This is a genomic window from Bacillus sp. H1a, from assembly GCF_000633475.1.
GTDB classification, from domain to species: Bacteria; Bacillota; Bacilli; order Bacillales; family Bacillaceae_G; genus Bacillus_A; species Bacillus_A paramycoides.
In genome coordinates this window covers 23195-38350 of sequence record NZ_AYMH01000005.1, presented here as the reverse complement: position 1 = coordinate 38350, position 15156 = coordinate 23195, and the positions used below count along the sequence as shown (strand labels likewise).

Genomic DNA, 15156 nt, shown 5'->3' with positions numbered 1-15156 from the left:
AACTGTATGTATTTTCTTTATATGAGACAGTTGCCTTTTTGTTACATTACTTTAACTCTTCTAGTACTTTTACGATAAAGTTTGTAGAATGAAGAGCTGCTTGATCTAAAAATTGATCAAATGAAACATTTGATTCTTTACCAGCAATATCAGAAAGTGCACGAATAATAACAAACGGAACTTCATATTGGTGGCATACTTGCGCAACAGCTGCTGCTTCCATTTCTACTGCATAAAGGTCTTCAAATTTATCACGAATTGCTGCAACGCGGTTCGGATCACTCATAAATGAATCACCTGTTGCAATCATACCTTTTACAACTTGAATATTTTCTTCTGCTTGCATACATTTCTCAGCTAATGCAACTAATGCCTCATCAGCTTTAAATCCAGGTGGCATTCCTGGCACTTGACCATATTCGTAGTTAAATGCTGTAACATCTACGTCATGATGACGAACTTCTGTTGAAATAACCACATCTCCAACATTTAAAGAATGATGGAATCCACCAGCTGAACCAGTGTTGATTACTTTTTCAGGTTTATATCTTTCTAATAAAATTGTCGTTGACATCGCTGCATTTACTTTACCAATACCAGACTTTAGCAAGATTACTTCATGTCCTGCCAATAGCCCTTTCGTAAATTCACAACCTGCAACAGTTTCTGTTTCTGCTTGTTCTAGTTTGTCACGTAAAATACGTACTTCTTCTTCCATTGCTCCAATTACAGCAATTCTCAATCTAATCCCTCTTTCTATTGCTTAGTTGCCTCCATTACCCATACAAAATGATTTAATCTCGTAAACGTTACATGGAAGCCATTGTTTTCAAAAATAGATTGCATGATAGGAATACGTGTATAGTATTCTGTTTGCAAATCGTTTGCTAACTGATGAAAACCTCTTTGTTTTGCTGTTTCAACAGTTTTATCATATGCATCTTGATCTGCAAATATCGTATCAGCAAACACTATTTTACCACCTTTGTTTAGCAATTGACTATACTTCGCAATTGCTACGTCTTTTTCTTCATCTGTTAAATGATGAAATGCATAGGTGCTCACAATAGTATCAATTGAATTTGGGACTTCAAATGAAAGAAAGTCACCCTCTGTAATTGAAAACTCTTTTGGTAATTTCTCTTTTGCAATAGTACGCATTTCGCGTGACGGTTCTATACCGTAAACTGTGCGACCAGCAAGTAATAATTTATTTGTTAAATTGCCAGTACCAACACCGAATTCTAATACGTTGCCAAATGACTTGTTAACTACATCCTCTAAAATGTCCTCATAATGGGCGAAAACTTCTTTATATTGTATATCTTCGCCTTGTACAAATGAATCGTACGTATGAGCCCATTCATCAAATAAACCATTAAATTCTATGCCCATAAAAATTCCCCTTTTTCTTATCGGTTTTATCAGTATGATATTCCCTCTTTCTAAAAATGTCAATTGAAATGCACATAGTATTTCCTTCTTTTCTTTGTTACACTATAGGTGATTACATAGGAGAGGGGTCGTCTTCGTGTCATTTACCTTTGAAATGTTAGAAGATAAAGTAGAGTTTTTTGAAGCGGCGGACTTAGCTTCTTTAGAAAAAAAAATTAGTGAGCAAATTGATAATAATAAAGCACTTATGCTCGAAGTACATCATATCTCGCATCAAATGATTATGGATTCTGAAAGCAAAAGACCTTATTATAGTGCGGTTGTTCATTTTAAATTAAAGAAATTACGCTAACTAAAAAAGAGAAGCTCCTAAGAGCCTCTCTTTTTTAGTTTAGAGTTTGAACAAGTACTGGTTTCCAGCCCTCATTATCTACCCAATCAATGTTTACATAATATTTTTTACCTGATTGCTTATCTTGTACGTTACCGTAGGCTTTATTCTTACCGTTATTTCCGATTCTATGAATAACTAATTGCTCTACTGGAACGTCAATTGCAGCGGAAATCGCTTGATTCATCTCATTCCAATCTGCTGTACCTTTTTTAAACGTCATCGCAGGTGTTGCACCTTGTTCTGTACCTACTGGCTTCCAAGAAGGTTTCGTATAAGCATCTGTTGCCTTTGGCTGTGTTTTTTCAGCTGATACTTTCTCATTAGCTTTTGCTTCTTCATTAGCTTTTGCTTCTTCTTCAGCTTTTTTCTTTTCTTCTTCAGCCTTTTGCTTCTCTTCTTCTTTTTTCTTAGCCTCTGCTTTTTCTTGCTCGTTCTTCTTCGTCTCTTCTTTACCTTTAGCTTTCTCAGCTTTATTCTCTTTTGTTGTTTGCTGAGCTACTTTTTTATCACTAGGAGACGCTTGCTCTTTTGTATCAGGAACAAACAATTGATATGCTACTATAGCTACTGCTACTAATACAATAGCAATCGCAATATTTAAAACACCGTTTTGACGACGTTTTTGTTGTTTCTGTTGGAATCTAGATCCTCCTGCCATTCTTCAAACCTCCATGCAGTTTTTCATACTTGCTATTGTAACATTAAATCTAGAAAGGTTGAACATTTACAATAATATTTTCACGAAATGAGAACATTTCATAAATAATTGCAAGATTACTTTTCATTTTCTAATTGATAAATTGCTTCTACCAGTTCTGTAAAAACTGGTGTAACTACATTTACGTTACTATCTGTTTCTATATCAACTACAACTAAAGCATATCTTGGGTTTTCATATGGAAAATAACCTGCAAACCAGCGATTCACCTTCGCTCCTTTTCCTGTTTGTGCCGTCCCAGATTTTCCAGCGACGTTTAGTGGCAACGAACGAAATGCCTTTCCCGTTCCCTTCTCCATCGTTACAACGCCTCTTAATAACGCTTGTAGTTTTTTCACCGTTTCATAAGAAAGTTGTTTCCCATTTAATTTATGGTTTTCAAATGTAAAAAAGTCGGTTCCATTTTTATACACTATTTTTTTCACAGCTTTCACTTCCAGCTTCTCTCCATCTCTAGCAATTGTCGCCATCATATTCGCTATAGCTAGAGGTGACACGCGTACATCTTTTTGTCCGACCATCGTTTGGGCAATCGCTTTTCTACTATCTTTATTTTCTTCACTTCCCCAAATAGTAGCACTCTTTTCTTCTGGCAATTGCTCAAATTCCGGTGTATGAAATACGGAACCTTTCCACCCTACCTTCTGACTTGCTCCTAAGGCCTCTAAGTACGTTTCTAAAACTTCACTATCCTTTTGCATTAGTTCATTACCTAATGCGGCAAACGTCCGATTACAGCTTCTAGCAAAGCTTTCCTTAAAATTTAATGACCCCATCATAACTTGTGGCAGATTTTCATCGTATAAATCCGTATTACAGTTAAATGCACGATTAAACCGCACCAAATTCTCATCAATTACTGCTGCTGCAACTACTGTTTTAAAAACAGACCCCGGAAAATGAGGAGTTAACATTTGATTTTCAAGTGTAGCTTTATATACACTCCTATCACTCATCTGTAAAGATGGCTTACTTACCATTGCTAAAACTTCACTATTCTTTATGTCTAGTAATACTAACCCACCTTTTTTTATTCCGTTTTCATCTATAATCTTTTCTGCCTGTCGTTGCAACGCTTTATGTATTGTCGTTTGAATAGTAACTGGATAAAATGGATTTCCTGGTGAAGTATATTTCGCCTGTTTCCCGAAAATCGGTTCTCCTTGTCGATCCACTTGATATAGTACTTTCGCCTCTCCATCAGTTAGTAAAAATTCATCAAATGATTGCTGCAATCCGGAAATACCAATTGGCGTTTGTTTCGAAAGTTTTTTCATTTCTCCATAACGCTTTTGAAATTCCTGTTCATTCTCTCCCACATCACCTATTAAATGATTTGCCTCTCCCGTTTGCTTCAATCGAACTTCTGCTGCTACAATACCTAAAATATCTAAGCGATTTACCTTCTCCATCTGCTCGATCGTTAATTGAAATGGGATATTCCCCCTTCGTAATATAAATGCTTCATTCTTATTTTTTATTTGCAGTCTTATCTCTTGTCTCGACACACCAATGATATGCGCAATTTTCTCTAACATGTCATTTTTTATTTGTAAAAATGGGAAAATAATTAAAACTGGATATTTCTCTTCACCAATTTCCTTACCATTTCGATCTATAAAATGCCCTCTTCCATTATCTACTGTAAGTGATTGTGTGCGCTGGGTAACACTTTTTTCAATCAAATTAATATTTCGGTCAGTAAACGATTCTGTATCTATAATCTGTATTTGGATTAAACGACAAAGTAATAAAAAAATCATACCCATAAAACAAATTAAAACAATTATAATTCTCCGTTTTATTTTCATAAAAAAACACCTCGTCTATTGTAGTTTAGACGAGGTACTGTTTTATTTATACAAACTGCAAAATTTAAAGCTATATTACCTCAATATACTTAAAGTCATTATTACTTTTGGGGCTTCTCTAGAAACTTCATAAGAAGCGATCTAAATTCTGTTTCATTCACTCCAGCATTTTTTGCAACCTCGATTACAGTTGTTGTTACCTGAGTTGCTACCTTTAAGTATTCAGCACTTAAATTGTTCATTTCACTTCTTTTTTCTTTTGCATTTTCAACTGTTACAGAATCAATACACACAATCATCCTATCTACAATTTGCAAGTATTTATTTTCTGCATCTATTATTTTTTGAATATCACTTTTATTACTTATTTTAGATTGTTTTAAATATGTATATGCTTGATTTACTTCATCTTTGAGGAGTTTATCATTATTCTTTGCCTGTTCTTGTAACATACCCTTCATATCATCTATTGTTTTTTGATCCATCGAATCTCGTAATAAATATTCTGGATTCCCAATCGCATAATCATACTTAATCGTTACATTCTGAAATATTTTCATTACAATAGCTAATTGATACTCCAAATCAAAATCATCAAACTTCTTGTTATCAATACTTGATTCCACTTTCTCTTTTGGACTTTCTGTACTTTTTGAATTCTCGTTTGCAGCATTATCCTTTTTTTCTTCTTGCTTCACTTTTTCCCCCTTTGATGATGTAGCTTCCTCGTTAGTTCCACACGCAGTGAGCCCTAATATGGAGATACTAGAAATCAGTACCGTAAATATTTTTTTCATACTTACCCTCTTTTCCCCTTTAAAACTGTTCCATGTTGAAATAATTAAAACTTAAAGTCCTCAATTATGATATCAAACTATTTAGTAGTTTATTGTCCTTTCCTGTCGAATCGTTTGAAAGTTCTAACAGCTTTTTATTTGTATAAAAAAGTTAAAATAATAAAAAAGATTCCCCCGATTGGGAGAATCTTTTTTATTATTTTACAGAGATAATCTCTACTTGCATTTCTCCACCTGGTGTTTGGATTGCTACCTTCTCACCAATTTGCTTACCTAATAAGCTTTTTGCGATTGGAGAATCGTTAGAAATTCTTCCTTCAAATGGATCGGCTTCTGCGCTACCTACGATTGTGTAAGCTTCTTCGTCTCCACCCGGTAATTCTTTAAATGTTACAGTTTTACCTAATGTTACAACTGTAGACTCTTCACCGTTGTCTTCAATGATAACCGCATTACGGATCATGTTTTCCAGTTGTGTAATACGCCCTTCTACGAACGCTTGCTCATCTTTCGCTGCATCATACTCAGAGTTCTCAGAAAGATCTCCGAAGCTACGCGCGATTTTAATACGCTCTACAACTTCTTTACGTCTTACTGTTTTTAATTGTTCAACTTCGTTCTCTAGTTTTTGCTTACCCTCTTGCGTCATAGGGTATGTTTTTTCTGTTGCCATATTTTCCACTCCTTTTATATACCAATCCCCCGAAAAAAAGAGGAGTTCCATATGAAAACTCCCCCACTTATATTAGCGGAGGTTTCTAGTACACGTGGCACTAGTGGAGTTGTCACATACAACCCCGTATTCCAAATTCTTCTTTATAGTAAGAAGATATGTATGGAAACTTGATATAAATATGCCCTCACCTATATATAGATGAGGTTGCATGTTTCATTGTATTCGATAGGAAGGGAAAAAATCCCTTCCTATCGTATATCTTTTACTATGCTATTACAAATTTACTTTTTGTTCAAGAATTGTAGCAATTTTTGTCACCATAATATCAATTGCAACGTGGTTTTGTCCACCTTCAGGGATAATAATATCCGCAAATTTCTTAGAAGGCTCAATAAATTGATTGTGCATTGGACGTACAACACTTACGTATTGATCAATAACTGAATCCATCGTACGACCACGCTCTTTAATATCGCGCTGCATGCGGCGCAGAATACGAAGGTCAGCATCTGTATCAACGAATAGCTTAATGTCCATTAACTCGCAAAGACGTGGGTCTTCTAAAATAAGAATTCCTTCTAAAATGATTACATCTTTCGGCTCAACTGGAATAATTTCTTCTGAACGCGTATGCAATGTATAGTCATATACAGGCTTATCAATTTGCTCATATGCAAGCAACTGCTGCAAATGTTCAATTAACAGATCATTATCAAACGCAAGCGGATGATCATAATTTGTTTTTAAACGCTCTTCCATTGGTAAATGGCTTTGATCTTTGTAATAATAATCTTGCTCTAAGATTAAAATAGAATGACCTTGAAAATGGTCAAAAATCGCTTTCGTTACACTCGTTTTACCTGATCCTGAACCACCAGCAATTCCAATTACAACAGGCTTATTCGTCCCCATTCGACTATCACTCTTTCTTATTGAAGTATGTTTTTGCGCATCATATTATTCACATACACTGGTTGATCCACTTTGAATTTCACGATTTGCAACGGATGTCTCGCTGCATCTAATTCGTTTCCATCCTCATCCCAAATTTTCTCCACCGTCTGCGTAAAGTTTTCTATTTCTGGTCCAAAGAACTCCACTTCATGTCCTGGTTTAAAATGATTACGTTGCTCAATCGTTACGATGCCCGTTTCTTCATTATAATCTAACACTAAACCAGCGAAATCATACGTTGTTTTCTTACTATGATTTCCAAACATTTGCTCTTGATGTCCTGGAACCCCTTCAAAGAATGCAGGAGCTGTATCACGATTTGCACATTTATCAAGCTCATCTAACCATTCTTGTTTAAACTCAAAATTATCCGGATCCGCACAATACGCATCAATTACTTTACGATATACAGTTGCTACAGTCGCTACGTAATGGATAGATTTCATACGTCCTTCAACTTTTAAGCTATCAATTCCAATTTCAATCATTTTCGGAATTGATAAGATTAAATTTAAATCTTTTGGACTCATCGCAAAGTGAGCATCTTCTTCTTGGAATAGAGGAAGCTCTTTTGCATCTTTATGTTGTGATACCGTTTGAACTAAATCATAGTCCCAGCGACAAGATTGACAACAACCACCACGGTTAGAGTCACGCGCTGTCATATGGTTACTTAATGTACATCTTCCTGAATATGCGATACACATTGCACCATGGACGAATGCTTCAATTTCAATATCCACTTTTTCTTTAATTTCTTTCATCTCTTCATAGCTTGCTTCACGAGCTAATACAAGACGATGTAAACCTTCTTCTTTCCAATACTGTGCTGCTTTCCAGTTGGATAGTGATTGTTGTGTACTTAAATGCACCTCAACAGAAGGCGCTACACGTTTACACGTCTCAATAATAAGCGGATCGGCAACGATAATTCCCGTTACGCCAGCTTTTTCAATCCCTTTTAAATATTCCTCTAGCCCGTCCATATTTTCATTATGCGCAAAGATATTTGTTGTTACGTATATTTTTGCTCCATATTTCTTTGCAAATTCAACGCCTTCTGCCATTTCTTCCAGCGTAAAGTTACCTGCATTTGAACGAAGACCAAATTCTTGTCCACCTAAATATACAGCATCTGCCCCGTAATGGATAGCTACTTTTAATTTTTCTAAGTTACCCGCAGGGATTAACAGTTCAGGTTTCTTCACAATAACGCGTTTGCCATCGATCACTCGTGAAATTTCTTGTACAGTCATTTCCTACACCCTCCTCGTTTAGTAAACCGTCTCTTTAAAGAAGAACCCTGTATCTAACGGACGATTTACCGGTTGCATTTCTTCTATCTCGTTATATAAATCGTCTTTCACGTCATAATACGCATCACGATCTTCTACACATAAATCAATTGCTTTACGATATTTCTTCGTTACCTCAATAATGTATTCAGAACTTTTTAGTACACCCTCGATTTTTAAGCTATCAACTTCAGCATCGATTAGTTCCTCTAACTCATCAATGAAACAAATATCGTTCGGACTCATAATATGAGTACCATTTTCATCTTCATAAATTGGATATTTATTATTGCGCTCTGGATCATATAAGAACATATTCTCTTCATACTTTTTCTTTTCAATATCGAGATTACGACCTTGATACTCAAAGTAGTTTCCGACTAATGAACGCTTTGATTGGAACATGCAAGTCATACCGTGAATTTGTACTTCAAGTTCCACTTCAGCATTTTCTTTTAATTCAACAATTTCATCTAAACTAAGCTCACGAGCTAATACAGCACGTTTCGCACCTCTTTGCCCCCAATAGTTACAAGTAAACCAGTTTGTAGCTGTCGTTTCTGTATTCCAGTGCAACTTCATGTTTGGTGCAACTTCACGAACAGCCATTAATACCGCTGGATCCCCGAAAACAATCGCATCTACATGTATCTCATTTAAAAATGCAACGTAGTCCGTTAATTCTTCTACTTTATCGTTATGGAACATCGCATTCATTGCAACGTATACTTTCACACCATTTTCATGTGCAATGTTTACAGCTTCTTTCACATCTTCACGCGAAAAATCTCCTGCTAAACGTAAACCAAACTTTTGTTCACCGATCATTACTGCATCTGCTCCTGCTTTTGCAAGAGGTTCGATATCCGCCACTGCTCTAGGCGTTACTAACAATTCAGGTTTCTTCATACCTTTGTCACCCTTTCTTTTTACTTACAGCCACTCCATCACCAATCGGGAAAATCGTTGTATCATATCCTTCATGGTTCATAAGCCATTCATTGTACGTCTTAATACGACGAATCAAACCACGTGTACGTCTATTTTCAATTTTCTCTTTTGTCGTTACCAGGCCATGGTACATAACATTATCTGAAATAATAACGCCACCAGGATTTAATAACGGTTCATATAAGTCAAAAAAGCGACGATATTGCCCTTTCGCTGCATCAATAAAAATAACGTCAAATGTTCCATGTTCTTTCACTTGTTCGCCTGTTTCTAAAGCATCACCGTAAATAACAGAAATACGCTCTGTTACTGGGGAATGTTCTATATATTCAAGTGCCTTTTCATATCGTTCGCGATTGCGCTCTACTGTCACAATACGAGAATTCGGAATGGCTTGCATCATACGAATACTAGAATAACCGATTGCTGTTCCAAGTTCTAAAATGCTTTTCGGTCCAATTAAACGTAAAAATTGCAGCATAAATTCCATTCCAAGTCGATCCATAATCGGCACATGGTTTTCTGTTGCATACTCTTCCATTTCAAGAATTAATTTATCTTTTGGATCAATAAATGATAATAGGTACTCGTTAACTGCATCCTCCATAATTGGTCCTCCTTATTTACATGAAGAAGTGCCTCTATGACGCGTAAACCTTTGTCTTTTCACACATAGAATGCAATAAAAATACAAGCCAGCTTCACCCTTAGCTTGTACGTCCCGTTTTGATATTAAAAACGATTCTTCTGCCAGTTTTTAACCCGATATATTTTACCACAAAAAAGAGGGATGTGCGACCTTTTTCGCTACCCCTCCCCATTTCACTGTTTTTTCGTTATATATTTTTGCTTTAATGCATTATGTTCTTCTAATGTTTTCGCATAATACACTTCACCACTTGGTGCAGCTAAGAAATAATAATAATCTGTTTGCGCAGGTTCTAACGCTGCTTCTACTGAATGTTTACCAGAGTTTGCAATCGGTCCAACTGGCAATCCTTTCACAACATACGTATTGTACGGTGAGTTCACTTTTAAGTCCTCGTATAATACACGTTGTTTATGCTTTCCAAGCGCGTATAATACCGTCGGATCCGTTTGAAGTGGCATACCTTTCGCTATACGATTATAAAAAACACTAGAGATCTTTTGACGATCTGTAAAACCAGTAGCCTCTTCTTCAATAAGTGAAGACAGCGTAAGAAGCTGATGAACATCCCAGTTCTTCGCTTTCATTTTCGCCTCATTTTGAACAATGATTGCATTCGTTTTCTCAAGCATTGGCATTACAATTTCTTCTAACGTCGTATCTTTCTTATAGAACGAATACGTCGCAGGATATAAATAACCTTCTAATGGATATTTAATATTGCTATCAAAGATTTTGTCAGTCAATAACTTCGGATACTTTTGCTGCATTTTTTGAACAAATGCCTTATCGTTTAATTGACGCACAACATCATCTTTATTCCACTTTAATTCTGCCGCAATCACTTCTGCAATTTCAGTTACTTGCGCCCCTTCTTTAATCGTCACTTTATAAAGAGCCGGACGATGTACATTACCAGATGACATTTGTTCCATGACATCTCCAGCACTCATGGAAGCATTTAATAAATATGTGCCAGCTTGTAAATTTTTTGATTTAGCTTTTGCATAAAAACTAAAGACTGTACCGTTTTTCACAGCACCTTTTTCTTCTAAAATCTCACCAATTTTACTTGTAGATGAGCCCTTAGGAATCTCTACTTCAATCTCTTTTTTATTCCCGCTATTAACCGGTCCTAACGCCGATGAAATATACGCATAGACTGAACCACAAACTAAGAGCAATGCAATAATCGAAAATAAAAAAATGCGTCTACGCTTCTTTTTCACTTGATTCTCTACCAAAACTCTTCCTCCTTATTCAATTGTAGACCATATGTATATGTTTCTATACAGCATGATGGAAAACCACAACAAATCCGCCTAGCTCTTTTAATAGCCATTTTATTTTTCTACAATCCGTATCATTATACTACAAAGGATTGCGTGGTTTCGACAAAAAATCTTTCATTTTACATATAAATACAAAAAAAGATGGACTGTATGTCGTCCATCTTTTCAGTACTTATTATTCTGCGTCTTGCTCATCAGCAAGAGTGTTGAACATTTCTTGTACCATTTCCCACTCTTCTTCAGATTCGATCGGAAGTAAAGTTCCGCCCTCTTCTTCATTTTGCTCATAAGCCATTGCATCATAAATTTGGTCTCCATCTTCGTCTACTTCACCGATTGGAGAGAAGACTACGTATGATTTTTTTCCAAATTTTTCAGCATCAAAAGTGAAAACAATCTCACATAAATGTTCGTTACCTTTTTCGTCTACAATTGTAATTTGATTTTCTTCCATTTTGGTCACCTCTTATTTACTATCTAAAAATCCTTGTAAGATTACGACTGCAGCCATCTTATCGATTACTTGCTTTCGCTTCTTACGGCTTACATCAGCTGAAATGAGCAGACGTTCCGCTGCCATCGTCGACAAACGCTCGTCCCACATTACAACGTCTAATTGTAACAGTTCTCGTAGGTTTTCTGCAAATTGCTGGCAAGCTTCACCACGCGGGCCAATTGTACCATTCATATTTTTAGGTAAACCTACTACTATTTTGTCCACATCATACTGTTTTACTAACTCAGAAATACGGTCAAAACCAAATTGACCTCGTTCTTCGTTAATCTTGATTGTTTCCAATCCTTGTGCTGTCCAGCCCATTTCGTCACTAATTGCAACTCCGACTGTTTTTGTACCTACATCTAAACCTAATATCCGCATAAACTACTCCTCACGATGATGTTTCAAATAAGACTTCACAAGCTCTTCAATTAACTCATCACGTTCAAGCTTGCGAATGATGCTTCGTGCATCTTTATGGCGAGGTATGTATGCTGGGTCTCCACTTAATAAATAACCGACGATTTGGTTAATCGGATTATAGCCTTTTTCTTGAAGTGCATCATACACAGTTAAAAGTACATCATTTACATGGACACTCTGTTTTTCATCTTGAATGCTGAACTTCATTGTTTTATCAAAACCGTCCATTTCAAGCACCTCACTTATAGAGTAAGTATAGGGAGAAGAACTTCTCCTCTCCCTACCATTGTACACTACTATCTCTTTATTTTGAAACAGATTTAACGTACTCTTGTACAAATGCTAAAGCTTCCTCAACTTGCGCTGGGTTTTTACCACCTGCTTGTGCCATATCAGGACGGCCACCACCGCCACCGCCACAACGAGAAGCTACTTCTTTCACAAGCTTACCTGCATGGTAACCTTGGCTAATTAAATCTTTCGTTACGCCAGCTAAAATATTTACTTTATCATCATTTACAGACGCTAATACAACAACTGCAGACTCTAATTTATTTTTCAGGTCATCCATCATCGTACGTAAGTTGTTCATATCTGCAACATTTACTTTCGCTGCTAATACGTTCACGCCATCAACTGTCATTACTGAATCAGTTAAGTTTCCAGCTTCGATATTGCTTAATTTCGCAGCAAGAGATTCGTTTTCTTTTTGAAGTTGTTTCACTTCAGCAAATAAACCATCAACTCTTGTTAAAATATCTTTCGGATTTGTTTTCATTTTTCCTGCTGCTTCTTTTAATAAACCTACTTGATCGTTCATTAATTCGTATGCAGACTTACCAGTTACTGCCTCAATACGACGAGTTCCTGCACCGATACCAGACTCAGCAACGATTTTGAAAATACCGATAGAAGCTGTGTTATCAACGTGACAACCACCGCAAAGCTCTAAGCTGTAATCGCCCACTTGTACAACGCGTACAACATCACCGTATTTTTCACCGAATAATGCCATTGCACCCATTTCTTTCGCTTCTTCGATTGCTTTTTGAGAAATCGCAACATCAATACTTTCCCAAATTTTTTCGTTTACGATACGCTCAATTTTTTCTAATTCGTCAGCTTGTACTTGACCGAAGTGAGAGAAATCAAAGCGTAAACGTTCAGATGTCACAAGAGAACCAGCTTGGTTAACATGCGTTCCAAGTACATCTTTTAATGCTTGGTGCAGTAAGTGAGTTGCTGTATGGTTTTTCACAACGCTACTACGGTTTTTCGTATCGATAACAGCTTTTACAGCCGCTTCTTTCGTTAATGTACCTTCTTCAACAACAACTTTGTGTAAGTTTTGACCATTTGGTGCTTTTTGTACGTCTTTTACAAGAACTTTCACGCCGTCAGCAAGAAGATAACCACGGTCTGCAATTTGCCCACCGCTCTCAGCGTAGAATGGCGTTACATCAAGCATTAATTGTCCTTCTTCACCTGCTTGTAAGCTATCTGTGTACTCACCATTTTTCACAAGTGCAACAACGTTACTTTCTGTTGCAACTGTACCGTAACCAACGAATTCGCTCGCTACTTTAACTTCGCCAAGGACACCGCCTTGCACTTGCATAGAATCAACGTCTTGACGAGCAGCACGTGCACGCTCACGTTGTTTTTCCATTTCAGCTTCAAAGCCTTTATGGTCAACTGTCATACCAGCTTCTTCTGCGTATTCTTCTGTTAATTCAATCGGGAAACCGTATGTGTCGTATAGACGGAATGCATCTACGCCAGAAATAACAGTTGTTTTTTCTTCTTTCGCTTTTGCAATTACTTCAGCTAAAATTGCTTCACCATCATGAAGTGTTTCATGGAAACGCTCTTCTTCGTTTTTCACAACTTTTGCGATGAAATCTTTCTTTTCAAGTACTTCTGGATAGAAGTCTTTCATTACTTCTCCAACAACCGGTACTAATTCAAACATGAATGGACGGTTGATATTTAATTTCTTCGAATAACGAACAGCGCGGCGTAATAAACGACGTAATACATAACCACGGCCTTCGTTAGATGGAAGAGCACCGTCACCAACAGCGAATGTTACTGTACGAATATGGTCAGCAATTACTTTAAATGCCATATCTTTTTCCAAATCGCCGTTACGATACTTCTCACCAGAAATTGATTCTGTCGCGCCAATCATCGGCATGAACAGGTCTGTATCAAAGTTCGTAGGCACATCTTGAACGATAGATGTCATGCGTTCTAGGCCCATCCCTGTATCGATGTTTTTCTTAGGAAGCGGCGTATATGAACCGTCTGGATTATGGTTAAATTGAGAGAATACAAGGTTCCATACTTCTAAGTAACGCTCGTTTTCTCCGCCTGGATATAATTCTGGGTCACTAAAGTCATTACCGTAAGCTTCTCCACGGTCATAGAAAATCTCTGTATTCGGTCCACTTGGTCCTTCACCGATATCCCAGAAGTTTTCTTCTAAGCGGATGATACGCTCTTTTGGAACACCCATTTTCTCATTCCAAATTGTGAATGCTTCTTCATCTTCTGGGTGGATTGTAACTGATAGTAATTCTTTATCGAATCCGATCCATTTGTCGCTCGTTAAAAATTCCCAAGCCCAAGTAATTGCTTCTTCTTTGAAGTAATCACCGATTGAGAAGTTCCCTAACATTTCAAAGAATGTATGGTGACGAGCTGTTTTCCCAACGTTTTCAATATCGTTTGTACGAATTGATTTTTGTGCATTTGTAATACGTGGATTTTGCGGGATTACACGACCATCAAAATATTTCTTTAATGTCGCTACACCACTATTAATCCATAGAAGAGATGGATCCTCATGTGGAACTAGTGATGCACTTGGTTCTACTGCATGTCCTTTTTCCTGGAAAAAGTCTAAAAACATTTGACGAATTTGAGCGCCTGTTAGTTGTTTCATTGTATTTTCCTCCTTAAATATAAAAAACTCCCGCCCCTATAAAAGGGACGAGAGTTAACTCGCGATACCACCCTAATTATGAATTGATTATTATAACAATCAATTCATCACCTCATGGTGCCGTAACGTGGCAAGACGGCAGTGATTAGCTGCTCTCAGGATTAGCTTTCTGGTACCCTTCATTTAAAGCTTCTTTCAGCCAGTGGAAGCTTCTCTCTATAAATGGACTGTAACATACTTGTTCCGTCATTGATTTAATGTATTATATGACTAAATATAATAGAATTCTCTTAAGTTTGTCAATGTAGATAATAATAATTATATTGTACCACATACATTTAGCTACATAAGTATC

General features: G+C 36.7%; 16 protein-coding genes and 1 other annotated feature. Of the genes, 1 reads left to right on the top strand and 15 read right to left on the bottom strand.

Annotated features, from left to right (window positions below; all coding sequences use genetic code 11):
* Positions 1-46 precede the first annotated feature (46 nt).
* On the bottom strand, positions 47-742 hold the full coding sequence (mtnN, locus tag U860_RS0103130) for a 5'-methylthioadenosine/S-adenosylhomocysteine nucleosidase (RefSeq protein WP_002088741.1): 696 nt from the start codon (positions 740-742) through the stop codon (positions 47-49).
* 14 nt (positions 743-756) lie between these two features.
* Positions 757-1395 carry a class I SAM-dependent methyltransferase gene (locus U860_RS0103125; RefSeq protein ID WP_002173556.1) on the bottom strand — a complete coding sequence of 213 codons (639 nt, stop codon included), beginning with the start codon at positions 1393-1395 and terminating at the stop codon, positions 757-759.
* Between the two features lie 136 nt (positions 1396-1531).
* On the opposite strand from U860_RS0103125, the gene U860_RS0103120 reads away from it, so the two are divergent.
* Positions 1532-1747: a YrzA family protein gene (locus U860_RS0103120; protein WP_002173557.1), complete on the top strand. Its 216-nt coding sequence runs from the start codon at positions 1532-1534 to the stop codon at positions 1745-1747.
* A gap of 34 nt (positions 1748-1781) precedes the next feature.
* Here the strand turns inward: U860_RS0103120 and U860_RS0103115 are convergent, their stop codons facing one another.
* The 13 genes from U860_RS0103115 to alaS all read right to left on the bottom strand — a co-directional run bounded on the left by U860_RS0103115 (position 1782) and on the right by alaS (position 14801).
* Positions 1782-2447 (bottom strand): YrrS family protein, encoded by a 666-nt coding sequence (locus tag U860_RS0103115; RefSeq protein ID WP_025147368.1) that lies wholly within the window; start codon positions 2445-2447, stop codon positions 1782-1784.
* A gap of 116 nt (positions 2448-2563) precedes the next feature.
* The gene (locus tag U860_RS0103110) at positions 2564-4318 is read right to left on the bottom strand and encodes a penicillin-binding protein 2 (protein WP_025147367.1); all 1755 of its coding nucleotides are present in this window, start codon (positions 4316-4318) and stop codon (positions 2564-2566) included.
* A 101-nt stretch (positions 4319-4419) separates the two neighbouring features.
* On the bottom strand, positions 4420-5115 hold the full coding sequence (locus tag U860_RS0103105; RefSeq protein ID WP_025147366.1) for a hypothetical protein: 696 nt from the start codon (positions 5113-5115) through the stop codon (positions 4420-4422).
* 196 nt (positions 5116-5311) lie between these two features.
* Positions 5312-5788 carry a transcription elongation factor GreA gene (greA, locus tag U860_RS0103100; protein WP_002173560.1) on the bottom strand — a complete coding sequence of 159 codons (477 nt, stop codon included), beginning with the start codon at positions 5786-5788 and terminating at the stop codon, positions 5312-5314.
* A gap of 276 nt (positions 5789-6064) precedes the next feature.
* On the bottom strand, positions 6065-6703 hold the full coding sequence (gene udk / locus U860_RS0103090; RefSeq protein ID WP_025147365.1) for a uridine kinase: 639 nt from the start codon (positions 6701-6703) through the stop codon (positions 6065-6067).
* Positions 6704-6720: 17 nt separating this feature from the next.
* Positions 6721-8001, bottom strand: coding sequence for a U32 family peptidase (locus U860_RS0103085; RefSeq protein ID WP_025147364.1), 1281 nt, complete (start codon positions 7999-8001; stop codon positions 6721-6723).
* Between the two features lie 18 nt (positions 8002-8019).
* Entirely contained in the window at positions 8020-8949 is a 930-nt protein-coding gene (locus U860_RS0103080) for a peptidase U32 family protein (protein ID WP_025147363.1), read from the bottom strand.
* A 7-nt stretch (positions 8950-8956) separates the two neighbouring features.
* Positions 8957-9598, bottom strand: a complete 642-nt coding sequence (locus tag U860_RS0103075) for an O-methyltransferase (RefSeq protein ID WP_025147362.1) — start codon at positions 9596-9598, stop codon at positions 8957-8959.
* Between the two features lie 215 nt (positions 9599-9813).
* The gene (gene mltG, locus U860_RS0103070) at positions 9814-10884 is read right to left on the bottom strand and encodes an endolytic transglycosylase MltG (protein WP_025147361.1); all 1071 of its coding nucleotides are present in this window, start codon (positions 10882-10884) and stop codon (positions 9814-9816) included.
* Positions 10885-11107: 223 nt separating this feature from the next.
* Positions 11108-11386: a DUF1292 domain-containing protein gene (locus U860_RS0103065; protein WP_025147360.1), complete on the bottom strand. Its 279-nt coding sequence runs from the start codon at positions 11384-11386 to the stop codon at positions 11108-11110.
* A 12-nt stretch (positions 11387-11398) separates the two neighbouring features.
* Positions 11399-11812 carry a Holliday junction resolvase RuvX gene (ruvX, locus tag U860_RS0103060; RefSeq protein WP_001221197.1) on the bottom strand — a complete coding sequence of 138 codons (414 nt, stop codon included), beginning with the start codon at positions 11810-11812 and terminating at the stop codon, positions 11399-11401.
* A 3-nt stretch (positions 11813-11815) separates the two neighbouring features.
* On the bottom strand, positions 11816-12082 hold the full coding sequence (locus U860_RS0103055; RefSeq protein WP_000348590.1) for an IreB family regulatory phosphoprotein: 267 nt from the start codon (positions 12080-12082) through the stop codon (positions 11816-11818).
* A 76-nt stretch (positions 12083-12158) separates the two neighbouring features.
* Entirely contained in the window at positions 12159-14801 is a 2643-nt protein-coding gene (gene alaS / locus U860_RS0103050; protein WP_025147359.1) for an alanine--tRNA ligase, read from the bottom strand.
* A 40-nt stretch (positions 14802-14841) separates the two neighbouring features.
* Positions 14842-15060, bottom strand: a binding site (T-box leader).
* Between the last annotated feature and the right edge of the window lie 96 nt (positions 15061-15156).